Origin of the sequence: Streptomyces sp. V2I9 (assembly GCF_030817475.1) — a bacterium.
Classification (GTDB): Bacteria; Actinomycetota; Actinomycetes; order Streptomycetales; family Streptomycetaceae; genus Streptomyces.
Window position 1 is genome coordinate 140,015 of record NZ_JAUSZJ010000002.1, and the last position, 24,289, is coordinate 164,303.

Below are 24,289 nucleotides of genomic sequence, written 5' to 3' on the forward strand. Positions count from 1 at the left end.
GTTCAGGAGTTCTCATCGAGGTGGCGGGCCAGCGCTTCCGGGGTTCGCAGGGTGAGCAGGTCGCGGACGGTGACGACAGGACCGTACTCGCGGCGGAGCAGTCCGGTCAGCCGCACCGCCAGCATGGAGTGGCCGCCGAGGGAGGCGAAGTCGCTGACCGCGCTGACCTCGTCGTCGTCCAGGTCCAGGGCCTCCGCGAAGAACTCGCAGACCACCCTCTCGGTCTCGGTCTCCGGGCCGCGCTCGCCCGCCGTGGTCAGCGCGCCGAGCGGTCGGGCCTCGGGCAGCGCCCTGGTGTCGGCCTTCCCGTTGACGGTGAGCGGGATGCCGTCGATCCGGGCGTAGTGCGTGGGCCGCATGAAGTCCGGCAGCCCGGCGCCGGCCTCCTCCGCGACGCGGGCGAGGTCCGCGGAGTCCGCGAGGACGAGATAGGCGGCCAGCCGGTACGCGCCGTCGACCCCCGGATCGGGCTGGGCGACGGCGGCGGCGTGCCGGACCGCCGGGTGGGCGGCGAACACGGCCTCGACCTCGCCGAGTTCGACCCGGTGGCCGCGGATCTTGACCTGCTGGTCGGTGCGGCCGAGGTAGGCGATGTTCCCGTCGGGCCTGCGGACCACCAGGTCCCCGGTGCGGTACATGCGCTCGCCGGGCGCGCCGAAGGGGCAGGCGACGAAGCGGTGGGCGGTCTGGGCGCTGAGGCCGAGGTAACCGCGCGCGATGCCGACGCCGGCCACGTACAGCTCGCCGGGCACGCCGTCGGGCAGCGGGCGCAGCCAGGGGTCGAGGACGTACACCTCGGTGTTGTCGATGGCCACGCCGACGACCGGGTCCTGGCATTCGAAGGTGCCGACGCCGAGGGTGTTGATGGTGTATTCGGTGGGCCCGTACAGGTTGTAGCCGACGGTGCCCTCGGTCTCCGCGAGCCGCTGCCACAGCGCCGGGGTGACGGCTTCGCCGCCCAGCAGGACGAGGGCGGGGCGTCGTCGGGGGTCCTCCAGCAGCCCTTCGGCCACCAACTGCTGGGCGTAGGTGGGCGTCACGTTGATGACGTCGATGCGGTGACGGACGCAGTACTCGACGAGCCGGGGCGCGTCGCGGCGCAGTTCCTCGTCGCAGATGTGGACTTCATGGCCGTCGGCGAGCCACAGCAGCTCCTCCCACGACATGTCGAACGCGAACGACACGGTGTGGGCGATCCGGAAGGTCCGGTGGCCGTGCTCGGCGAGCACGGGCTCGAAGATGCGACGCTGATGGTTGATCAGCATGTTGGTGAGGCCGGCGTATTCGGTCACCACGCCCTTGGGCTTCCCGGTCGAACCGGAGGTGTAGATGGTGTACGCGGGGTGGCGCAGCCGGTCCGGGTCGCCGGGCGCGAACGTGGCGTACGGTTCCGCCTCCGGCAACGGGCGGTCCAGTTCGATGAGTTCGCCGCTCAGCCGGGGCGCGACCGCGCTCACGGTGAGGATCACCTCGGGCCGGGCGTCCTCGACGATCGCGGCGATCCGCTCGTCGGGGTGGTCCAGCTCCAGCGGCACGTAGGCGGCTCCGACGCGCAGGACCGCGAACAGGGCGGCGATCCAGTCGGGGGAGCGCGGGATCGCCAGGCCCACCGTGGCCCCGGGGCCGATGCCACGGGCGGCGAGGACGCCGGCCACGGCCCGGCTGCGGCTCTGGAGTGCGGCGAAGGTCAGGGTGGCGCCGTCCGCGACGAGGGCGGTGCGGTCGGGGTGCCGGTCGGCGGCGAGGTCGAACCGGTCGACCACGGTGTCGGTGCCGACCTCGGTGCGTACGGCGGGTACGGGGGGCGGTGCCAGACCGGGCAGGGCGCCCACCGGGCCGGTGGCGGTCGCCAGGTCCTCCAGGACACGCAGGTAGTCGTCCAGCAGGCGGCGGGCGTGGACGGCGTCGCCGTGGCGGTGCTCCAGCTTGACGGTGAGCCGGTCGCCGGGGGTGACGACCCAGGTGTACGGGTAGTGCGTGGAGTCGTCCGCCTGGACGGAGGTGATGCCGTGGCGGGCGTTCATCTCGGCGAAGGCGTCCGGGTCCAGGAAGTTCTGGAGGACGAACAGGTTGTCGAAGAGGGTGTCGTGTCCGCCGGCCCGCTGGATCTCGCCGAGCCCGAGGTGCTCGTGTTCCATGGCAGCCACCCGTGCCGCCTGGACGGACGACAGGTAGGCGTCGACGGAGTCGCCGGGCCGGGCGCGGGTCCACATCGGGACCGTGTTGAGCAGGACGCCGACGATGTCGCCGTGCCCGTCGCCCTCCCGGCCGGAGACGGTGACGCCGAAGACGGCGTCACCGCGTCCCGTGCGGGCTCCGAGGAGGAGGCCGAAGGCGCCGGTCAGCACCGAGTTCAGCGTGACGCCGTGGGTCCGGGCCGTGGCGCGCAGGAGTTCCGACAGCTCGGTGGAGAGCGTGTGCGTGAGCGGCCGCGGCAGCTCCTCGCCGAGGGCGGGGGCCGGCCCGGCGAGCAGCGTCGGACCCTCCAGTCCGGCCAGGTGCTCCGCCCAGAAGCGCTCGGAGGCCGCCGCGTCCTCGGCGGCGAGCGTGCGGGCGTACTCCTCGAAGCCGGGGACGGCCGGTGTCGCGTCCCACGGTCGGCCGGCCACGACGGCCTCGTAGGCGTCGAAGAGGTCGCGCAGCAGGATCTCGCGGGACCAGCCGTCCCAGAGCAGCAGGTGGTAGCTGAGCAGCAGCCCGTCGCCGCCTTCGGGGCCCCGCACCACGGTCAGCCGGACCAGGGGCGGCTCTCCCGGATCGAAGCCGCGCTCGCGGTCCTCGGTGCGCAGGGTCTCCGCCTCGGCGCGGGTCGTCACGTGGACGGTGCGGACGGCGACGCGCCGGCCCGCCGCGAGGAGCTGGACCGGGTTGCCCTCGTCGTCGGTGGTGAAGCCCGCGCCGACGACGGGGTGGCGGGAGATCACCCGCGCCATGGCCTCGGACAGCGCGTCGGCGTTCAGGGTCCGGTCGAAGGTGAAATAGCTCTGGGCGACGTAGTGCCCGGCGGTGCCACCCAGTTGGGACTGGAAGTACAGGCCCCGCTGGAGCGGGGTGACCGGTGCCGTGCGCTCGGCCGTCGCGGACGCGTCCGCGATCCGCCGCAGGGCGGTCAGCCAGTGTCCGGTGATCGCGTCGGGGACGCCTTCGGCCAGGGTGAAACCGGCGTGCAGACGGCCGGTGGCCTCGTCCGTCCAGGCGTTGACCTCGACGGCGTACGGGCTGCTCGCGGGGGTGGCGTCGGTGATCCGCAGCGCCTCGGACTCGCTTCCCCGGCCGAGGTAGTTGAAGAGGATCTGCGGCCTGGCGGTCAGCAGCGGGGCCGTCTGCGGGTTGAGGTACCGGAGCTGCCCGTAGGCGACATGCCCGTCCTCGTCCGGCTGGCGTTCGGCGATCTCGCGCGCCGCGGCGACGGGGTCGGTGTGGGCGGTGAGGCGTACGGGGGCGATGGAGGTGAACCAGCCGACGGTACGGGAGTAGTCGTGGTGCTCCGCCGCCGGGACACGGCCGTGGCGCTCCAGGTCGACGGCGAGGTCGGTGGGCGTGGGCTGGACGCGGGTCAGAGCGGCGCGCAGGGCTCCGCACAGCAGCTCGGTGAGGCCGAGGCCGAGCGCGCCGGGCGCGGTGCGGGTCACCTGGTCGCTGACGTCGGGCGGCAGGGCGACGGTGGTCCTTCTGAGGCCCTGGACGGCGGGCAGGAGGTCCGGGGCCCGGAGGGTGGTGATCCAGTGCCCGAGGTCGTCGGCCTTCTCGGCGGCGCGTACCGCGAGCGCCTCGGCGTAGGCGGCGTAGCCGGTGGTCGGCGGCGGCAGCGCGGCTCCGCCCAGGGCGGTGGCCAGGTCGTCGAGGAGGACGAGCCAGGACACCGCGTCCACGGCGAGGTGGTGGACGGTGACGACCAGGGTGCGGCTCGCCGCGAGCCAGGAGAACGCGACGACCTCTCCGGCCTCGGGGTCGAGGCGGCGGGCCGCCGTGTTCGCGGCGGCCGTGGCGGCGGCGGTGCGCTCCGGCACGACGACCGCCGCGCGGGGCGCTTCGGTGCGCAGGGACCACACGCCGTGCTCGACGCGCAGGCGCAGACGCAGGGCCGGGTGTGCGGCCACGACGGCGTCGGCCGCGCGCCGGATGTCGGCGAGGCCGACGCCCTCCGCGACCGGCACCGCCCTGGCCTGGGCGAATCCGGTGAGCGGGGTGCCCAGCTCGCGCTGGCGCAGGATGATCGGCGTGAGCGGCAGCGGGCCGTCCTCGCTGCGGGCGGGTGCCGGCGGCTCCGGCTGCGGGGCACGCGTGGCCAGATGGGCGGCGAGCGCGCGCGGCGTCCGGAGCAGGAACACGTCACGGGGCGCGATCGTCAGGCCGAGCGCCCGCGCGCGGTTGATCACGGTGATGGCGACGATGCTGTCGCCGCCCGCGCCGAAGAAGTCCGTGTCGGCGTCGACGGTCGTGCCGGGCAGCGCCTCGGTGAAGATGCCGGTCAGGGCGGTGAGCGCGGGTGCGCCGGTGGCGTCCGGTGCGGTCCCGCGGCTCCGGGCGTCCTGTCGGGCCGCCCGCGCGGCGTGCTCGGTGAGGGCCTTGCGGTCCAGTTTGCCGTTGACGGTCAGCGGCAGCGCGTCGAGGGGCAGCACCCGGCCCGGCACCATGTGCGCGGGCAGCCGGGCGGCGAGTCGGGTGACGAGGTCGGCGGGCGGGTCGCCGACGACGTGGACGACGAGGTGGTCCCCGCTGTCGGCCACGGTGACGGCCGCGTCGACGACGCCGTTCACCTCCCGTACCGCGTTCTCGACCTCGCCCGGTTCGATACGGAATCCCTTGAGCTGCACCTGGTCGTCGGCGCGGCCGGCGAACTCCAGCTCGCCGGCCGGCGTCCGGCGGGCGAGATCGCCCGTGTGGTACATGCGGGAGCCGTCCGCCGCGAACGGGTTCGCCACGAAGCGGCCGGCGGTGAGTCCGGGGCGCCCCAGGTAGCCGAGGGCCAGTTGGCCGCCCGCGACGTAGACGGCGCCCACCCGGCCCGGCGGGACCGGCCGCAGCCGGTCGTCGAGCACATGGACGGTCAGACCGGGGATCGGTCCGCCGATGGGGCTGACGTCGCCGCGCCGGGCGAAGTCCTCGTCCGTCAGGACCCGGTGGGTGACGTGGACGGTGGTCTCGGTGATGCCGTACATGTTGACCAGCTCGGGCGACGTCGTCCCGTGCCGCTCCACCCAGCCGCGCAGCCGCCCGAGGTCGAGGGCCTCGCCGCCGAAGACGATGCGGCGCAGCGTCGTGACCGGCCGCTCGGCGCGCAGGTCGGCCTCGATGAAGCGGTGGAAGGCGGACGGGGTCTGGTTGAGCACGGTCACGCCGCGTTCCCGGACCAGCCGGTGGAAGTCGACCGGCGACCGGGTCAGCGCGTACTCCGGTACGAGCAGTTCGCCGCCGTGCGCGAGCGCGCCCCACAGCTCCCAGACGGCGAAGTCGAAGGAGAAGGAGTGGAACTGGACCCAGACGTCGTCGGGGCCGAACGCCATGTCCGCGCGGGTGTTGGCGAGGAGCGTCGTCACGGCGGAGTGCGGGACGAGGACGCCCTTGGGGCGGCCGGTGGAGCCGGAGGTATAGATGACGTACGCCGGGTCTCCGGGACGGACGGCGGGCGGCCGGGCAGCCGGTCCACCGTCCTCGGGCCGGTCCGCGGGCGGGAGTTCGTCGCCCTGGACGAGGACGCGGGCCGCCACGCCCGCGCTGTCCAGCAGCCGGGTGAAGCGGTCGCGTTGCTCCCGGTCCACGAGCACGACCTGCGGGGCGGCGTCGGCGAGGATGTACGCGAGCCGCTCGTCCGGGTAGGCGAGGTCCAGGGGGACGTACGCGCCTCCGGCGGTGACGGCGGCGACCAGGGCGACGACCTGTTCCACGGAGCGCGGGACGGCGACGGCGACCCGTTGCCCGCGGCGGACGCCGGCGGCGCGCAGGGTCGCGGCCAACGCGTCCTTCGCGTCGGCCAGTTCGCCGTAGGTGAGGGAGTGGGTGCCGCCGTCCAGCCCGCACCGGGTGACGGCGGTGGCCGCGGGATCGCGGCGCGCGGCGGCGTCGAACAGCTCGCCGAGGGTGGTCGGCTCCTCCCGCACCGGGGGCCTGCCGGGCGCTTGGACCAGCGCGTCGACCGGGTCGTCGGGGCGGTCGAGCAGCCCGGTGAGAACCCGGACGAAGGTGTGCAGGATCGCCTCGGCGTCGGCGGGGCGCAGGAGTTCACCGTCGTGGATCAGGTTGAACCGCGAGCGGCCGTCCGGGTCGCGTTCGACGACGAGGGTCAACGGGTAGTGCGGTGCGCCCTCGTTGACGATGCCGGTGACGACAAGGGTGTCGTCCGGTCCGCGCAGCGCGGACACGTCGGCCGCGATGTCGAACACGACCAGGGTGTCGAACAGGGGTCCCGTCCCGCTCAGCCGGCCGATCCGGGCCAGGGAGACGTGCTGGTGGGCCAGGACGGCGCCCTGATGGAGCTTCACGGCGTGCAGCAGGTCAGCCGCCGTGTCGGTGGCGTTCCAGCGCGCCCGTACCGGGATCGTGTTGATGAAGAGGCCGACCATGTCGCGGATGCCGGGGACCTCGGCGTCGCGTCCGGAGACGGTGGAGCCGAAGACGACGTCCCTGCCGCCCAGGAGGCCGCCCAGGGTCACCGCCCACGCACTGTGCACGGCAACGCTCAGGGAGATTCCGGCCGAGCGCGCGGCCGCCTCGACGTCGTCGGTGAGGTCCGCCGCCACGTCCGCGAACCGTCCGGAGGGGATGTGGCCCTCGGCCACCAGGGAGGGACGGGGCAGCCCGGCCAGTTCCTCGCGCCACACCCGGTCGCTCTCGTCCTGGTCGCGTCCGGCGAGCCAGTCGACGTAGTCGCGGTAGCCGCCGAGCGGGTAGGCCGACCCCGGTGTGTGGTACTCGGTCAGCAGGGCGCGGAGCATCGGCGGTACCGACCAGCCGTCCGCGATGATGTGGTGCACCGTCTGGACCAGGGTCGTGCGGCCCGCGCCGGTGCGAATGAGCGTGAAGCGCATGAGGGGCCCGGCGGCGAGGTCGAAGCCGGCCCTGCGGTCCGCTTCCGCGAGGTCGCGGATCTCCTCGTCGGTGAGTCCGGGGCGGTCCAGGACGGTGAAGGGCGGGCGCTTGCCGGTCTCGAGGACGGAGACGACCCGGCCGTCGGCGAGGGCGGTGAAGCGGGCGGCGAGGTTGGGGTGGAGTGCGAGGAGCCGGGTTGCGGCCGCCTCCAGCCGTTCGGCGTCCACCTCGCCGTCCAGGCTCAGGAGTTGCTGCTCGACGTAGGCGCCGGTGGCTTCGTCGTCGAAGACGGAGTGGAAGTAGAGCCCCTCCTGGAGCGGGGTGAGCGGGAGGATGTCGTGCAGCGCGGGGCCGTCGAAGGCGTCGACGTCCGCCTGCGTCAGCGGCACCAGCGGGAAGTCGCTGGGGGTGTGGCCGCCTTCGTCGAGGGCGGCGAGTGCGGCGAGGGTGGAGCGGAAGTGGTCGCAGAGGGAGGTGATGTCGTCCTCGGTGAACACGCCCTCGGGCCAGGAGACGGTGGTGACCAGTTCGTGGGAGCCGCTCGCGCCGGGTTCGGCGATCGCGTTGAACTCCAGGGCGCGCGGCAGCCGCATCCGGGGGTCGCGCATCTCACCCAACTGGCCTACGTGTGCTGCGTGTTGCCAGTCGCCGGTCCTCTCCGCCGCGAACCGTCCCAGGTAGTTGAAGAGGACCTGCGGTGCGGGGCCGGCAGGCAGGTCGCCGCCGAGGTGGCGCAGGGCGCCGTAGGAGACGCCGTTGGCCGGCACGCGGGCGAGGTCCTCCTTGACGGCCTTGAGGGCGGCGGCGAGGTAGTCGGGGGCCGTGAGGTCGGGGGCCGTGCCGGGGTCCACGGTGACCGGGAAGAGCGTGGTGAACCAGCCCACGGTGCGGGAGAGTTCGGGTTCGAATCCGGCCGCCTCCGCGACGAAGCGGGCCTCGCGGCCGTGGCCTTCCAGTTCGATGTGGGCGAACGTCTGGTCCTGTCCACGGTCGCGGCGCCACCGGGCGAGGGCGACGGCGAGGGCGGTCAGCAGGACATCGTTGACGCCCGCGTGGAACTTCGCGGGAACCTCGCCGAGCAGTGCGGCCGTGGTCCCCGGTCCGACGGAGACGGTCCGGGTCCGCTCCCGCGCCACGGTGTCGGCCTCGGTGAGCGCGCGCCTGCCGAGCGGCGCGTCGGCGGCGGGCAGCGGGGCGGTGTAGTACGTACGGTCCGCGTCGAACGGGGTACGGCCGAGGAGCTGGGTCCAGCGGCGGAAAGAGGTCCCCACCGGGGGAAGCGCGACAGGCCGCCCCGCGGCGTGCAGGTTCCAGGCGGTGGCCAGGTCGTCCATGAGGATGCGCCAGGACACGCCGTCGATCACCACGTGGTGGGCGACCAGGACGAGTCGGCGGGCCGAGCGGCGCCAGACGGCGCGCAGCATGACGCCGTGGTCCGGGTCGAGTGCTGCGGTGGCGCGGGCGACGCATTCCTCCTGGGGGGCGTCGCTCTCCTCCCAGCAGCGGGGGGCCGTTCCGGCTTCGGGGATGTCGAAGCTCCAGCGTTCGCCGCGTACGAGCTTGGCGCGGAGCATGTCGTGCCGGGTGAGTACGGCGTCGAGGAGGGTGTCGAGCGCTTCGGCGGTCAGTGCGGCCGGGGTGGTGAGGACGACCGACTGGACGAAGCCGTCGATGGCGTCGGTGGTCTCGCCGAGCCACTGCACGATGGGCGGTCCCACGACGGTGCCGGTGGCGACGTCCCCGTGGTCCACGGCGACGGACTCCCGGCTCGCCACCGCCGCCAGCGCACCGACGACGGTGTTGGCGAAGATCTGGCGGGCCGTCACATGGAGGCCGGCGTCGCGCAGGGCGCCGAGCAGGGAGATCGCGAGGATGCTGTCGCCGCCGAGCCGGAAGAAGTCCTGGTCCACGCCGACGGCTTCCAGCCGCAGCACCGAGGCGACGGCTTCGCACACCAGGCGCTCGTTCTCCGTGGCGGGCGCGACGAGGTTCCCGGAGCCGACGGCGGGTTCGGGCAGCGCCCTCCGGTCGATCTTGCCGTTGGGCGTGAGCGGGAACTCGGGCAGGACGACGAGGTGGGCGGGGACCATGTGCTCGACCAGGTGGGCGGTCGCCCACGCCTTCACGTCGTCCGCGCCGAGGACCTGGTGGTCGCCGGAGGGGATGACGTAGCCGACGAGGTAGGTGCCGCCCGCCGCGTTCTTCTTCGCCACGACGCAGGTGTGCCGGACGCCGGGGTGTTCGGCGAGGCCGGCCTCGACGTCCTCCAGTTCCAGCCGCATGCCGCGGATCTTGACCTGGTTGTCGGCGCGGCCGAGGAAGTCCAGTGATCCGTCCGGGGCGTACCGTGCCAGGTCGCCGGTGCGGTAGAGCCGGGAGCCGTCCGAGGCGAACGGGTTGGCGACGAAGCGGGAAGCGGTGAGGCCGGGCGCGCTCGCGTATCCGCGTCCCAGCAGCAGCCCGCCGACGTATAGTTCGCCGCCGACGCCGACCGGCACCGGACGCAGCTCGTCGTCGAGTACGTAGAGCTGGGTGTTCGGGTTCGCTCTGCCGATCGACGTCGACAGGCGCTCGGCGGCGTCCCGGTAGATGACGTGGGAGACGCCGATGGTCGTCTCGGCGGGGCCGTAGCCGTGGTAGAGGGGGATGTCGAGGCGGTCGCGGAACCGCTCGTACAGCTCCGGGGTCAGCACCTCGCCTCCGCACCAGACGTGCCGCAGGCTGTCCAGGCGGCCGGAGTCGCCCACGATCTCCAGGAGGACGTCCAGCATCGACGAGACGAGGTAGGTGAAGGTGACGCGCTGTTCGGCGATGACGCCGAGCAGGTGGTGCGGGTCGCGCTCGCCGCCGGGCCGCAGGACCACGAGCCGGCCGCCGGTCACCAGCGGCAGGAGGATCTCGTTGACGGAGATGTCGAAGGAGAGCGGGGCCTTGAAGAGGGAGGCGTCGTCGGGGCCGAAGTGAAGGATCTCGCCGGACTGCCAGAGCAGGCGCTCGCTGATCGCCTCGTGCCGGATCATGGCCCCCTTGGGCCGCCCGGTGGAGCCGGAGGTGAACATCACGTAGGCCAGGGCGTCGCCGGGGAGGGCGGCGTCGGGGGCGTCGGCCGGGTGTGCGCCGTACTTCCAGTCGCCGAGGGCGACGGCGACGGCGTCCGGTTCCCCGGCGTCGGCCTTGCCGCTGGAGTTGAGCTGGAGCACGATCCGGGCGTCCTCGGCGACGGCGGCGCGGCGGGCTGCGGGCCACTGGGGATCGAGGGGGACGAACGCACCCCCGGCCCGGAGCACGGCGAGGAGGCCGACGACCATCTCGGCGGACCGGCCGAGCGAGATGCCGACGACCTGCTCGGGGGCGAGCCCGCGTTCGATCAGGTGGTGGGCCAACTGCGCGGAGAGTTCGGCGGTTTCGCGGTACGTCAGGGAGCGGTGCTCGTCGACGATCGCCACGGCGTCCGGCCGCAGCCGCGCCTGTTCGCGGAAGAGTTCCATGACGGTCGGCCGGACGCGGTCGGCCCGCGTGTCGTTCCAGCGGGCCAGTTCCTCGGCCCGCTGCCGGGGATCGGACGGGCCGATGGCGCCGAGGGGCCGGTCCGGGAAGTCGGCCAGGTCGTCCAGGGTCCGCTGGGCTTCGGCGGGATCGATGCCGGGCGGCACGGTGATGCGGAGGGTCCGCTCGTCGACCTCCCACCGCGGGGCGGTGCCGGAACCCTCCCGGACCCGGTCGAGGAGTTCGGGGAAGGGGGTGACGGGGGTGAGCTCCGTGCCCTGCGGGCCCGCGCCGGTCGCCCAGTACGCGAGCCCGGCGGCGCATGCCTCGACGAGGGTCCGGTCGCCGTGGTCTCCGGTCCGCCGCCGCAGGGCGGCCAGCCGGGTGGGGGACAGCTGTATGCCAGAAGCGCTCGGTTCCGCCATCGACGTCTCAGCATCCTTTCGCGGTCTGCACGTTGACCCGGCCGCTCGGCGGGGTCGCGCCTAACTTCCCTCTCGCCACGCACGCCACAGCCGGGCGTACTGCCCGCCCAGCGCGACCAGTTCGCCGTGTGTCCCCTCCTCCACCACACGTCCCTCGTCCAGCACGGCGATGCGGTCGGCGGCCATCGCCTGGGTCAGCCGGTGTGCCACGAACAGCGTGGTCCGGCCGGCACAGGCGGCGAGCACGGCCCGTTCCAGCTCGGCCGCGCCTTCGCTGCCGGCCTCCGCGGTCGACTCGTCGAGCACCACCACGGGCGACCGGCCGAGCACCAGCCGGGCCAGGGCGACCTGGGCGACCTTGGTGACGTCCAGGCGTTCGCCGCCCTCACCGACCGGGGTGTCCAGGCCGTCGGGGAGCTGTCCGGCCCACTCCCCCGCGCCGACCGTGCGCAGGGCCTCCATCAGCTCCTCGTCGCCGGCGAGCGGAGCGGCGAGCCGCAGGTCGTCGGCGAGCGGGCCGGAGAACACATGGGTCTCCTGGGTCAGGATGCTGACCAGGGCGCGGGCCCCGGCCTCGTCCAGACCCGCGAGGTCGTGCGCCCCGATGCGCACCGACCCGGCCTGCGGTCTCCCGATGCCCGCGATGAGCGCGGCCAGGGTGGACTTCCCCGCGCCGGTCGCGCCGACCAGGGCGAGCGAGCCCCCGGCCGGAATGGTCAGGGAGACCTCGCGCAGCACCGGTTCCTCGGCGCCGGGGTAGGTGAAGGTGACGTCCCGTACGGTGACCGGGTACGGCTCGACGCCGGGCGTGGCGACCGTGCCGTCGCCGACCAGCCGCTGTTCGGAGGGCTCGGAGAAGACCCCGACCAGGCGGGTCAGGCCGGACCCCGACTTCTGCGCCTCGTCGAAGGTGAACATGATGGCGCCCAGCGGGGTGAACAGCCGGTGGAACATCAGCGGGGCGGCCGACACCTCGCCCAGGGTGGCGGCGTCCGCCTCCAGCAGGGCGTATCCGACGACCAGGATCAGGACGAGTCCGATGAACTCGGCGCGGTTCTCCCGGCCGACGAAGCGGCCGAAGAAGCGGAAGACGTCGATGCCGAGGTTGCGCACCCGCCACGACTCGGTGGTGACCTTCTCGCGTACCGCGCCCTCCAGGCGGTAGGCCCGGACCGTGTCGATGCCGTTGAGTCCGCTGATCAGCGCCTGGGCGCGGTCGGCCTGGGCGATCCGCTGCTGCCGGTAGAGGGGCGCGGAGCGGGGCAGGTACCAGCGCAGGGCGAGCGCGTAGGCGGGCAGGGCGCCGGCTCCGGCGAGGCCGAGGCGCCAGTCGAGGCCGAACATGCCGACCGTCGCGATGACGACCAGGACGCCCGCCGAGAACACGGTGGGGATGGCCGACCTGATGCCCTTGGAGATGACGGCCACGTCGTCGCCGACGCGGGAGAGCACGTCCCCGCGGCCGACCTCCTCGACGCGTGCGCTGGGCATCCCCAGCACGGCGCGCACGGCTTGCTCGCGGAGCCGGGCGAGGAGTTCGGCGCCGAGCCTGCCGATCAGGAAGGTGGAGGCGGCGGTGGCCACCGCGCCGAGCAGCGCGGCGGCCACCATCAGCACGCCGACGGTGAGCAGGATCGAGCGTGACCCGCCTCCCGCCACCCCGTCGACGACGCGGCTGAGCAGGAGCACGGGGAGCACCTGGAGCGCGGCGGCGGCCACCGTGGTCAGGACGGTGGAGGCCGTCAGCCACGGGGTCCGGCGGCAGTGCGAGGCCACCCAGCGGGCGGCCTCGCCGCCGGTTGCCGTGCGCAGGGCCGCCGGGGCGACGGGGGTGTCGGTGACAGTCACTCGGAGACCGCTTCTCGCCGGGGTACGGGCCGTGGGGCGGCCATCGCTCACTTGGCCGACTCGACGAGTTCGTCGATCGCGTAGGGCAGGGAGAGCAGGGTGCCCTGCGACATCGCGGCGCCGATCGCGGGGCCCTCGCTGTCCAGCAGGTAGGAGACCTTGCCGTTCTTGACGGCCGGGAGGTTGGTGAACAGTTCGGACTTCTTGAGCGCGTCCGTGTCGGCCTTGTCGTTGATGACGAAGATGCGGTCGACGTCGATGAGGTCGATGCGCTCGGGCGAGAGCTCGGTGGAGAAGGCGCCACCCGCGACCTTGTCGATCTCGTTCTGGTAGGTGAAGCCGGTGCCCGTGATGAGGCGGCCGCGGACGTCGGTGGAGGTGAAGGCGGAGATCGAGTCCTTGTACCAGGACACCGCGACGGCCTTCTGTCCGACGAAACCGGGGTTGGCCTTCTTGGCTGCGTCGAGCTTGGTCTGGATGCCCTTGACCAGTTCGGCGCCCTCCTTCTCCTTGCCGAGCGCCTTGGCGATGTGCACCGCGTTGTCCTGCCACGGGGCACTGAAGAGTTCCTTCTCCCTCTTGGTGCGGCCGACGGTCGGGGCGATCTTGGAGAGCTTCTCGTAGGCCGCCTTGTCGACCTCGGAGTAGACCGCGATGATCAGGTCGGGGCGCAGGGAGGCGATCTTCTCGAAGTTGGGGCCGGCGTCGCCGTTCTTCATGACGACCTCGGGACGCGTGTCGCCCCAGTGGTCCTTCACCCAGGGCCACTGGGTGTTGATGTCGGGCGTCCGGCCGGCCGGGTTGGGGTACTGGTCGACCATGCCGACCGGCTTGGTGCCGAGCGCGAGGACGGCCTGGTCGTCGGTGTAGCCGACGGTGACGACCCGCTTCGGGGCCTGCTCGACCTCGGTGGATCCGAACGCGTGCTCCACGGTGACCGGAAACACTCCCCCGCCGGCGGCCGGAGCGTCGTCGTTCTTCCCCGCCTTCGCCGAGTCGTCGCCGCATCCCGCGAGGAGGCCGACGCCGAGGGTCGCGGCGGAGACGGCCGCGGCCAGCCGCCGCCACGGCTTCACAGACGTCGTTCGATGGAGAAGCATCGTCGGATCCCTTGCTCTAGCGCGGTCCACTGCGCCCCGGTACGGAGGCAGCCAGACTGTACCCCGATCAACTGAGGGCAGCCTAGCCTTACTGAATAAACTTTCCACCAATGAGGCCGAGTTGGTGCCTGACGACCGGTCAATCCGGTCACCGGGGCGGGGAATCGCCCTCGGCCCGCACGCCCGGTCCGACGTGCGCCCGGCCTATCGGCACGATGAGCGGCCGGTCGCCCACCGGATCGTCGACCACCCGGGCCCGCAGCCCGAACGCCTCGTACAGCAGCTCGGCGGTGACGACGTCCCGCGGATGCCCCTGCGCCAGGACCGCCCCCGCCCGCATGACGACGAGGTGGTCGCTGTAGCGGGTGGCCAGGTTGAGGTCGTGCAGGACCATGACCACGGTGCGGCCCGACTCGTGGAGATCGTCGACGAGGTCGAGTACGTCGATCGCGTGGGCCAGGTCCAGATAGGTGGTCGGCTCGTCGAGCAGCAGCAGGTCGGTGCCCTGCGCCAGGGTCATCGAGATCCATACCCGCTGGCGCTGCCCGCCGGACAGCGAGTCGACGGACCGCTCCGCGAGGTTCGCCACCCCGGTCATGGCCAGGGCGCGCCGCACCACGTCGGCGTCGTCCGACGACCACTGCCGCAGCCAGCTCTGGTGCGGATGGCGTCCGCGCGCGACGAGGTCGGCGACGGTCAGCCCGTCCGGGGCGACCGGCGCCTGCGGGAGCAGCCCGAGCTTCTTCGCCACGTCCCTGGTCCGGAGACGGCCGATGTCCTCACCGTCCAGGACGACGGTGCCTCCGGACGGCTTGAGCAGCCGGCTCAGGGTGCGCAACAGGGTGGACTTCCCACAGCCGTTGGGGCCGATGATCGTGGTGATCACTCCGGGCGGGATCGTCACGTCGAGGCCGTCGATGACCGTACGGTCGCCGTACCCGACGGTGATGCCCCTGGCGGCCAGCCGGGGAATGTCGTCCTTGACGTCCGCAGCGGTCCGTACGGTGAACTGAGCGGCCACGAGTCCCCCTTGTTGAGGTATGCCTTACTTCTACCATCTACCGGAGGTTCGCCCGCACCAGCAGGTAGACGAGGAACGGTCCGCCGATCACCGCGGTGACCACGCCGACCGGCAGCCCGATCGGCAGCGCCGCGCGGGCGACGAGGTCGGAACCGATCAGCAGCAGCGCGCCCACCAGGCCCGAGGCGGTCAACGGCGGTGTGGGCCACCGCCCCAGACGCATCGCCACCTGGGGGGCCACCAGTGCGACGAACGGGACCGGCCCGGCCGCGCTCACCCCCACCGCGGCCAGCAGGACGGCGCAGAGCAGCAGGACGCCCCGCACCCGGCCGAACCGTACGCCCAGCCCGGCCGCGACGTCGTCGCCGAGGTGCATCGGCTTGAACGGGAAGGCCACCAGGGCGACGGCGACCAGCAGGACGAGCGTGCACCAGAACGCCACCCGGACCTCGTCCCAGGACCGGTTGTCCAGCGAACCGACCAGCCACACCTGGGCGCGGGCCACGTCGCGGATGTCGGCCGAGACCAGCAGCCATGTCGTGATCGCCTGCATCATCGCGGTGACCGAGATGCCGATCAGGATGAGCCGGAAACCGTCGATCCCGCGCCGCCAGGCGAGGAGGTACACCAGCAGCCCCGTGCCGAGCCCGCCCAGCAGGGCGGCGGAGGGCAGCCCGACCGAGCCCGCCACCGCCGTGGCGGTCCCGCCCGTCGCGGTCACCAGGAACACCGCGACGGCGCCGGCCCCGGCGGTGATCCCCAGGATGTCGGGGCTGGCGAGCGGGTTGCGCGCCACGGACTGGGTGATGGCCCCGGACACGCCCAGGGCGACGCCCACGATCAGACCGGCCAGCGCGCGGGGCAGACGGAGATCCATGATCACGAACTCGTCGACCTGCTCCCCCTGCCCGAAGAGGGTGGCGATGACACGGGTGAGACCGATGGGGAAGTCCCCGACGCCGATCGAGAGGCAGAAGACCAGGAAGGCCGCCGCCGCGAGGACCAGGGTGACCAGCACCAGCCAGGGCCGCCAGACGAACGACACCTTTCCGAGCCGTACGCCCGGCGGCATCGACGCCTGCTCCGCCTCGGTCCCGCTCAGGGGCGGCAGTACCTGTTCCCGGCTCTCGTGGACCTGCTTCATGCCGTGCTCCTGAACTTGCCCCGCCACACCAGGACCGCGAAGAAGGGCGCCCCGAGGAGGGCGACCACGACGCCCGACTCCAGCTCACCCGGCCGTACCAGCAGCCGGCCCACGATGTCGCACACCAGCAGGACCACGGCGCCGAGCAGCCCGGCGCACGGCACCAGCCAGCGGTAGTCCGGGCCGGTGAGGCGGCGGGCCAGGTGGGCCACCATGAGCCCGAGGAAGGCGATGGGGCCGCAGGCCGCGGTGGCCGCCCCCGCCAGCAGGGTGACGGCGGCGATGCCGAGGGTCCGGCTCACCGCGATGTTCACGCCCAGGGCCCGCGCCACGTCCTCGCCCAGGTTGAGCAGGTTGAGGGCGGGCAGGGTGATCAGCGCCAGGACCAGTCCGACGGCCACGAAGCCGCTCACCGGCCGGATGACGTCGAATCCGACGCCGGCCACGGAGCCGGCGTTCCAGAACCGCAGGGCGTTCAGCGACTCCTTGTCGGAGAGCGCCACCGCCGTGGTCATCGCCGCGAGGAACACCGTGACGCCCTGTCCCGCCAGTGCGAGGGTCAACGGGTTGCCCGCGCCCCTGCCGACGCTCGCCAGGCCGAAGACCAGGACACCGGCGAGACCGGCGCCCACGAAGGCGAACCAGACGTAGTGGAACGGGTCGGTGAACCCGAACACGGCGATCACCGACACCACGGCGAAGGAGGCTCCGGCGTTCACCCCCAGCAGTCCCGTGTCGGCGACGGGGTTGCGCGTGTACCCCTGGATCAGCGCCCCGCCGACGCCGAGCGCCAGCCCCGCCACGATCGCGAGGACGGTACGGGGCACCCGCACGGTCTGCACGATGAGGCGGATCTCGGTGAGCCTCCGGTCGGGTTCGGGGTCCGCGAACATCCCGTGCCAGACCTCGCCGGGGCTCAACGACCTTGCTCCGACGGTCAACGAGAGAGCCGCCGCGATCACCAGCACGGCCGCGAGGACGCCCAGACCGGCCACCCGCCGTCCGCGGGTGTCCGTCGTCCCGCCGGGCGCGGGGCGGTCCACCTCAGTCGTCACCATGTCGAGGAACGATATCCCTTTGATCAGAACGGCCGTGCCGCCCGTCCGGCAGGTCACCGGGCGGGCGGGACGTCCGTCGTGCCGCCCGTCCGGTCAGGCCCCGGCGGGCACTTCCCGGCCGGCGCCCGCGGCCACCGGCCCCGACTCGTCGGAGGTGGATTTGACCCGGCGGCCGAGCAGGGAGTCCAGGATCTCCCCGACCCGTATCGCGGTGTTGGAGAGCAGCGACGTGGTGATGCCGTGCGTGTGCTCCGTACCGCCCTGGAGATAGATGCCGCAGCGCACGCCGGGGCCGGTCGCGATCCGGTAGTCGCGCTCCACACGGACGCGGCCGGTGTCGTCGCGCAGGCAGTGCTCGCCCACCTCGCCGAGCACGCCGAGCGGGTCGGCGGGGCTGTAGCCGGTGGCGAACACCACGACGTCGGCGTCGAGTTCCGTCTCCTCGTCGGTCACCAGGGACTTCACGGTGGCGCGGACACCGTCGGGCCGCTCCGCCACTCCGGTGACGCGGGACACGTTGAGGAAGCGCAGCCGTTCCGCGCCCAGGACCTTCTCCCGGTACATCTGACGGTAGAGGTCGTCGATCAGGTCGATGTCCACCACGGAGTAGTTGGTGTTGGCGTGGTAGGCCATCAGACTGTTCTTGACCGCCTCGGGTGCGGCGAAGTAGTCGTCGACCGCCTCGGGGTCGAAGATCCGGTTGGCGAAGGCGCTGTCGTCGGCGGGGCTGTAGCCGTACCGGGAGAAGACGGCGCAGACCTCGGCGTCCGGAAAGCGGCGGTGCAGGTAGGCGACGTTCTCGGCGGCGCTCTGGCCTGCGCCGACGACGACGAACCGCGAGGGCGAGGAGCCGTCCAGGGCATCGACCTTCCGCAGCAGGTCGGAGTTGTGCCAGACGCGCTCGCCCCGCTCCACGCCCTCGGGCATGAGGGGGCGCAGCCCGGTCCCGATGACGAGGTTGCGGGCGCGGTGGACCGCGATCTCGCCACCGGAGCGGACGGTCACGTCGAGGTACTCCACGGTGCCGTCGTGGACGAACGGGGTGACGCCGATGACTTCGTGGCCGTAGGAGACCTGGTCGTCGACCTTGGCCGCGGCCCACTCGAAGTAGTCGTGGAACTCCACCCGCAGTGGGAAGAGGTTCTTGTGGTTGATGAAGTCGATCAGCCGGCCCTTGCTCTGCAGGTAGCACAGGAAGCTGAACTCGCTGGCCGGATTCCGGAGCGTCACCAGGTCCTTGAGGAAGGACACCTGCATGGTGGCGTCGTCGATGAGCATGCCGCGGTGCCAGCCGAAGCCCGACTGCTGCTCGAAGAAGTGAGCGGTGACCGAATCCTGCCTGCCGACTGTGCTGTTGTGCTCGCCGAGCGCGATCGCCAAGGCCACATTGGACGGGCCGAAGCCGATGCCGATGAGGTCGTGGACCGGTGGTGTGCCGCCAGGAAGAACCTGTGACATGTCACTCCCATCGTCCGGAAGATCCGCCTGTCAGGCGTGAGGGGAAGATACGGAAGGCGGGCATGCCGACGAAGCGGACACCCGAACTTAGGTGAGCCTAAGCTTGTCAACTCGCCTTGTCGATAGGGCATAACGGGCAACGTGTCGCTGACGGATGATCAACTCCGGCTGGAAATGGGTGCTTCCGTCGAAACATCGACACACACAGGGGCGGCGGACCCCGGCCGCAGGGGGGCGCGTCGTCCGGGCCGGGCACCGGCAGGACCGCCGGCCCGCCGATCATTGGCGCGAACAGACCTGTACACCGCCGGTACGGACCGCACCTCAGCGGCGCCCGACCTGACGCCGGGGCACGGGTGCGGCCACCTGGACGGGCTCCACCTGGCCGACGGCGATGTTGAACGTGCCGTCGGAGCGCTCGACCCGGCCGGTGACGAGGACGGCGGGGGCGTCGATGAGGGTGGGGTGGCAGCGGTCCCAGATGTGCGGGGCGAAGACGAGGTTGACCATGCCGGTCTCGTCCTCGATCGCCCCGAAGGCCACGCCGTGCGCGGTCGGGGGGCGTTGGAGGTACTTCGGCAGCCCGCCGATCCGGACCTCCGCCCGGTCGCGGAGCGTGCGGGCGGAGGCCGCGGGGAGCGCCCCCAGACGGTCCAGGTGGGGGCGGATGTGGTGGACGGGGTGGGCGGTGGCGCTGGCTCCGGTGACGGTGAGGTCGGCGGTGGTCTCCTCGGCGGCGGTCATCGCGGCGAGTTCGGGTGCGGTCGCGGGGGTGGCGAGTCCGGGGAGCGGCGGCTGGCGCGTCCGGCCGGGCGCGGTGCCGGCGGTCCACAGGGCGGTACGGCGATGCCCGCCCAGGCCGTCGAGCGCGCCGGCGGTGGCCAGTTGCTCCAGGATCCGGGCGGGCAGCCGCGTGCGGGCGGCGAAGTCGTCCAGGTCCGCGAACGGCCGTTCCGCCCGGAGGGCGACGATCTCCTCGGCGGCCTCTTCCCCGAGGCCGGTGACGCTGGTCAGACCGCGGCGGATCGCCGGGGGAACCGTGGCGGACCTCGGGCCGGGCCCGCCGGGTCGCGTACCGGGGCCGTCGTACGCCGGGCGGGGCGCGGAGCCGGGTGCCGGGCCGGGTTCGAGGGTGGCGTGGACGCCGGAGGTCCGGACGCCGGGGCCCCGGACGGTGATGCCGTGGCGTTCCGCGTCGCCGATGAGGGTCTGGGTGTCGTAGAAGCCCATCGGCTGGTGCGCCATGATCCCCGCGATGAGCGCGGCGGGATGGTGGAGCTTGATCCAGGCGCCGGCATAGATGAGCCCGGCCATGGACTGGGCGTGGGACTGCGGGAACCCGTAGTCGGAGAAGGCTTCGATCATCGACGCGATCCGCTCGGCGGCGGCCGGGGGGATGCCGCGTCCCGCCATGCCGGTCAGCAGCCGGCCGCGCATCGCGGCCACCTTCTCCGGGGCGTGCTTGGCCGCCATCGCCTTCCTGAGCCGGTCGGCCTCGCCGGGGGTGAACCCCGCACAGTCGATGGCGAGTTGCATGGCCTGCTCCTGCCAGAGCGCGACGCCGAGGGTCGGCTCCAGCGCCGCCTTCGCGAGCGGGTGGGGGTAGGTCACCGGCTCCTCGCCGCGCCGGCGGCGGAGCAGCGGGTGCTTGCTGCCGGCCTGGATGGGGCCGGGGCGGATGATGGAGGCGGCGACGGCCAGGTCCTCGAACTTCGTCGGCCGCAGGAGGGGCAGGGTGGAGATCTGGGCGCGGGACTCGACCTGGAAGACGCCGATCGTGTCCCCCCGGGCGATCATCGCGTAGACCTCGGGGTCGTCCCGGGGGATGGACGTGAGGTCGTGACGGACGCCGTGGTACGCGTGGATGAGGTCGCAGGCGGTGTGCAGGGCGGACAGCATGCCGAGACCCAGCAGGTCGATCTTGATCAGTCCGGCGGCGGCGACGTCGTCCTTGTCGCCCTGGAGGACGCTGCGGCCCTCGGCGGTCGCCCACTCCACGGGCATGATCTCGCCGATGGGCTGCCGGGTGAGGACCATGCCGCCCGAGTGCACCCCGAGATGCCTCGGGAGCGTGTGGAGCTGGGCGGCGAGCGCGCGAACGTCGTCGGGGAGGGCCGTCTCGGGGCCGGGCGGGGCGTGGTGGATGTGCCGGGTCATCTCACGGATCTGCGCCTCGGGGTGGCCGAGGGCGCGGGCGGCGTCCCGGATGGCGAGCCGGGGCTTGTACGTGATCATGTTGGCGACCTGGGCGGCGTGCCGACGGCCGTAGCGGGTGTAGACGTACTGGATGACCTCCTCGCGGCGTCCGGACTCCAGGTCGAGGTCGATGTCCGGCGGGCCGGCCTTCTCCACGGACAGGAAACGCTCGAAGAGCAGGCCGTGCCGGAGCGGGTCGACGGCGGTGATGCCGAGGACGTAGCAGATCACGCTGCTGGCGGCGGAGCCCCGGCCCTGGCACCAGATTCCCTGTTCGGCGGCGTGCCGGACGATGTCGTGGACGATCAGGAAGTAGCCCGCGAGCCCGAGATCGGCGACGAGGCCGAGTTCATGGTCGAGCTGCCGCCATGCCGTGTCCGCCCGCCGGTCGGTGCGCGGGCCGTAGCGGCCGGCGCAGGCGGCCTCCGCGCTCTCCCGCAGCCACGAGTCCTGCGTATACCCCTCGGGTACGGCGAACTCCGGTAGTTCGGGCCGCAGTTCGCCGAGGTCGAGCACACAGGCGCGGCCCAGTTCGACGGTGGCGTCCGCGACGCCGGGGTAACGCGACAGGAACGCCGCCCGCTCGGACCGGGGTCGCAGATGGGCGGTCGGGGCGGCCATCAGGTGTCCGGCGGCCCGGTCCAGGGTCTCGCGTCGGCGCAGGGCGGTGAGCGCCTGCGCCACACGGGCCTGGCGGGGGGCTGCGTAGTGCACGGCACCGGTCGTGATCACGGGCACGCCGACGCGGCGGGCGGCCACCCAGGCCGCGTCGGCGGCGACCGAGTCCTCCGGGAGCCGGTGGTCGACCAGTTCGGCGTACGTACCGCTGGTGCCGAAGACGTCGGTGAGCCGGGCGAGCCGGTGGGCGACGGCGGCGACGTCGCACCGGTCCGTGTCCGGCGGGGGGCAGCCGGGCAGGACGGCCCACTGTCCGGCGGCGGCCGCCCGCGCCACCTCGTCCAGGTCGTAGACCGGGGCGTTCTTGGAGCCGGCGAGCTGCGCGGCGGTGATCACCGCCGAGAGCAGCCGGAACCCCTCCACCGTGCGGGCGAGCACCACCGGTGTGCCCAGGACGGGGTCGCCGAGGGTGAGTTCGGCGCCGTGGACGGCACCGATCCCGTGTTCGCGCGCGGCGGCGTGCAGCCGGCGCGCGGCGTGCAGACCGTCCACGTCCGTGACCGCCAGGACGCCGATGCCGAGCCGGGCTGCCTCGGCGGCCAGGCCCTCCGGTGGGCTCGCACCCCGGAGGAAGGAGAACGCGCTGTGCGCGTGGAGTTCGGCCCACTCCTCCTCCGGCCGGCCGGAGATGGGCAGGCGCAGGAGCTCACCCATAGTGGGCCTCCACCCACCACTCGCTCCGGTCGACGAGCAGCAGCCAGGCGTGCCCGTCGTCGGTGGTGACCTGCATCCGGGCGATCCGCCGTCCGCCGTCCCGCGCCCACCACCGCTCCAGCACCGGCCAGGGCCCGGCCCACCCGTTCACCCCGGCCGGGCGGCGTCCGTGGACGGAGAGGACCGCGGGCTCGGCCGACAGCTCCAGCCGGCCGGCCACGCCGACCGGCGCGCCGTCGGAGCCGGTCAGCCGGGCCGGACGCCGTACCGGGTAGACGGCGGCCGGGTGCGGGGCGGGCAGCCGTCCCGGCCACGGGCCGTTCGCGGCACCGTCGTCCTCGGGGACGTCGCCGACCGGGACCAGCCGGATCCGGTCGCCCGGTCCCCGGCCGCCGGCCTCGATGATCCGCGTGACCGCCCGGTGCCCGAGCACCGCCTGCACCCGGGCGGCGGCCCGCTCCACCTCCACCGGGGTGTCCCGCTCCCCGTCGAACGCGCCCTGCGAGCCGGTGTCCGGAGTGATCCCGTCGGGGCGCAGGACGAGCCGCCGGATTCCCGGCTCCCCGCCGCCGGCGTCCAGCAGGCCGGCCTCGGACCAGGCGGTCAGGACGCCGCGTACGCGCTCGGCCACCGCCCGGGAGGAGAGCCGCCCCTCGTGGCGGAAGATCCGCGTCAGCGTCCGGCCGTCGGCCGTTTCGGCCTCGGCCTCGATCCGCCCGCACACCACGCCCGCCGCCGCCAGGCGCGCGTGCAGTTCATCCGCGAGCGCGACCGCCACGAACACGACCGCGTCCAGCTGCTCCTCGGCGGTCTCGAACAGCCGTCGCACCGTGTGGTCGCGGGCGGCGGCCCGTACGGACACGGGCCGGGCCGACTCCCCGCGGGCGACGCGATGGGCGGCGACCCCCTCCGGACCGAGCCGTTCGGCGACGCGTCCCGCCGGCAGCCGGGCGAAGTCCCCGACGGTGCGGATGCCGAGCCGCTTCAGCAGTTCGGCCAGGCGGGGCACGCCCAGGACGCCCACCGGGTACGGGGCCAGGAACGCGGTGTCCCCGCCGGCCGGGACGATCACCCCGCCGTCGCGGCGGGCCGCGAGCGCCGCCGTGAAAGTGCTGTCGGCGATCCCGACCCGGGCCGGCAGCTCCCGTTCGGCGACGGCTTCCGCCAGCCGTACGGACAGCCGCCGCTCACCGCCCCAGTACCGTGCGGCCCCGCGCGCCGGGGCCGCGATCAGACCGGGGCGGATGACCTCCAGCCGGGGCGTCACCTCCGTCTCGACGTGGCGCACCACCTGTTCGAACATCCTCACCTCGGCGGCGAGGTCCCGTTCGACGATCCGCAGCGCGGGACAGCGGGCCTGCGCGGTCCGCAGCCGCATGCGCCGCCGGACCCCGGCCGCCCGCGCGGAGGGGGAGCACGCCACCACCGCGCCCCGGTGCACCACGGCCACCGGCGTACCGTCCCGCTCGCCGCACGCCAGCACGGGGAAGTCGGGCACCCAGACCACGACCACCCGTACGGCACCGGAGGCCCCGGTCATCCGACGACGCGGAGCTCGGCCCGCGCCCCGCTCGGCACGGTCTCCGCCGCCTCCCGCTCCACCACGCCCACCAGACCGTCCGGGCCGGGCAGCCACAGCTCGGCGCTCCGCGGGGCCGCGGCCGCGCCACGCCCGCCCGCCGTCACCGTCACCCGGCGGCCGCGCAGCAGCCCGTGCCCCCGGCCCACCCCGGCCCAGCCCACCGGCGCCACCCGGAGCTGCACGTCCGCGCCCGGCCAACGGCCCGCCGCCAGCAACACCGCTCCGCTGCGCCGCATCACCGCCCGCAGCCGCCGTACCGCCCGCTCCGGCACCCGTACCGAGGCGCCGACGAGCACCACCGGCACCGACTCCAGGAGGACGGCCAGGACCTGGGCCGCGCGTGGCCCCGGATCGTTCACCACCAGGCCGGTGGCCAGATCCAGCCCAGCCTGTGCCGCCGCCAGTCCACCCAGCTCCGGCACCCCCACAGCCGCCCATGCCATCGCATCCGCTGCCGCCAGAGCGGCCAGCGCCAGCAACAGGGGCAGGTCCCCGCCCGCACCTACAGCAGTACCAGGACGAATACCTCCTCCCGGGAGCAGGCCGGAGAGCGGCGACGCCACCGCACCGGTTTTCGCGCCCCGCTCCTCGACGACCTGCTGACCTGTCC

Annotated in this window: 10 protein-coding genes; all 10 read right to left on the reverse strand. The window is 73.4% G+C overall.

Annotation, left to right across the window (positions count from 1 at the left end; all coding sequences use genetic code 11):
* Positions 1-2: 2 nt before the first annotated feature.
* The 10 genes from QFZ71_RS00645 to QFZ71_RS00690 all read right to left on the reverse strand — a co-directional run bounded on the left by QFZ71_RS00645 (position 3) and on the right by QFZ71_RS00690 (position 24,122).
* On the reverse strand, positions 3-10,940 hold the full coding sequence (locus QFZ71_RS00645) for a non-ribosomal peptide synthetase (RefSeq protein WP_307666277.1): 10,938 nt from the start codon (positions 10,938-10,940) through the stop codon (positions 3-5).
* 60 nt (positions 10,941-11,000) lie between these two features.
* Positions 11,001-12,788, reverse strand: coding sequence for an ABC transporter ATP-binding protein (locus QFZ71_RS00650; protein ID WP_307666278.1), 1,788 nt, complete (start codon positions 12,786-12,788; stop codon positions 11,001-11,003).
* A gap of 47 nt (positions 12,789-12,835) precedes the next feature.
* The gene (locus QFZ71_RS00655; protein WP_307666279.1) at positions 12,836-13,888 is read right to left on the reverse strand and encodes an iron-siderophore ABC transporter substrate-binding protein; all 1,053 of its coding nucleotides are present in this window, start codon (positions 13,886-13,888) and stop codon (positions 12,836-12,838) included.
* 148 nt (positions 13,889-14,036) lie between these two features.
* Positions 14,037-14,909: an ABC transporter ATP-binding protein gene (locus tag QFZ71_RS00660; RefSeq protein WP_307666280.1), complete on the reverse strand. Its 873-nt coding sequence runs from the start codon at positions 14,907-14,909 to the stop codon at positions 14,037-14,039.
* A 37-nt stretch (positions 14,910-14,946) separates the two neighbouring features.
* Positions 14,947-15,981, reverse strand: a complete 1,035-nt coding sequence (locus QFZ71_RS00665; RefSeq protein WP_307671298.1) for an iron chelate uptake ABC transporter family permease subunit — start codon at positions 15,979-15,981, stop codon at positions 14,947-14,949.
* A 68-nt stretch (positions 15,982-16,049) separates the two neighbouring features.
* On the reverse strand, positions 16,050-17,111 hold the full coding sequence (locus QFZ71_RS00670) for an iron ABC transporter permease (protein ID WP_307666281.1): 1,062 nt from the start codon (positions 17,109-17,111) through the stop codon (positions 16,050-16,052).
* Between the two features lie 93 nt (positions 17,112-17,204).
* Positions 17,205-18,569, reverse strand: coding sequence for a lysine N(6)-hydroxylase/L-ornithine N(5)-oxygenase family protein (locus QFZ71_RS00675; RefSeq protein ID WP_307666282.1), 1,365 nt, complete (start codon positions 18,567-18,569; stop codon positions 17,205-17,207).
* A 324-nt stretch (positions 18,570-18,893) separates the two neighbouring features.
* On the reverse strand, positions 18,894-22,097 hold the full coding sequence (locus QFZ71_RS00680) for an error-prone DNA polymerase (protein WP_307666283.1): 3,204 nt from the start codon (positions 22,095-22,097) through the stop codon (positions 18,894-18,896).
* A complete protein-coding gene (locus QFZ71_RS00685) occupies positions 22,090-23,637 on the reverse strand; it encodes a DNA polymerase Y family protein (RefSeq protein WP_307666284.1) in 1,548 nt (515 codons plus the stop codon). Before QFZ71_RS00685 ends, QFZ71_RS00680 begins: the two co-directional genes overlap by 8 nt.
* Complete coding sequence (locus tag QFZ71_RS00690) at positions 23,634-24,122, reverse strand: hypothetical protein (RefSeq protein WP_307666285.1); 489 nt, start codon at positions 24,120-24,122, stop codon at positions 23,634-23,636. Before QFZ71_RS00690 ends, QFZ71_RS00685 begins: the two co-directional genes overlap by 4 nt.
* Positions 24,123-24,289: the final 167 nt, after the last annotated feature.

Coding starts and splice junctions, on each gene's coding strand:
- QFZ71_RS00645 (WP_307666277.1), bottom strand. CDS start 10,940: ATGGCGGAACCGAGCGCTTCTGGCATACAGCTGTCCCCCACCCGGCTG.
- QFZ71_RS00655 (WP_307666279.1), bottom strand. CDS start 13,888: ATGCTTCTCCATCGAACGACGTCTGTGAAGCCGTGGCGGCGGCTGGCC.
- QFZ71_RS00665 (WP_307671298.1), bottom strand. CDS start 15,981: ATGCCGCCGGGCGTACGGCTCGGAAAGGTGTCGTTCGTCTGGCGGCCC.
- QFZ71_RS00670 (WP_307666281.1), bottom strand. CDS start 17,111: ATGGTGACGACTGAGGTGGACCGCCCCGCGCCCGGCGGGACGACGGAC.
- QFZ71_RS00675 (WP_307666282.1), bottom strand. CDS start 18,569: ATGTCACAGGTTCTTCCTGGCGGCACACCACCGGTCCACGACCTCATC.
- QFZ71_RS00680 (WP_307666283.1), bottom strand. CDS start 22,097: ATGGGTGAGCTCCTGCGCCTGCCCATCTCCGGCCGGCCGGAGGAGGAG.
- QFZ71_RS00685 (WP_307666284.1), bottom strand. CDS start 23,637: ATGACCGGGGCCTCCGGTGCCGTACGGGTGGTCGTGGTCTGGGTGCCC.
- QFZ71_RS00690 (WP_307666285.1), bottom strand. CDS start 24,122: ATGGCATGGGCGGCTGTGGGGGTGCCGGAGCTGGGTGGACTGGCGGCG.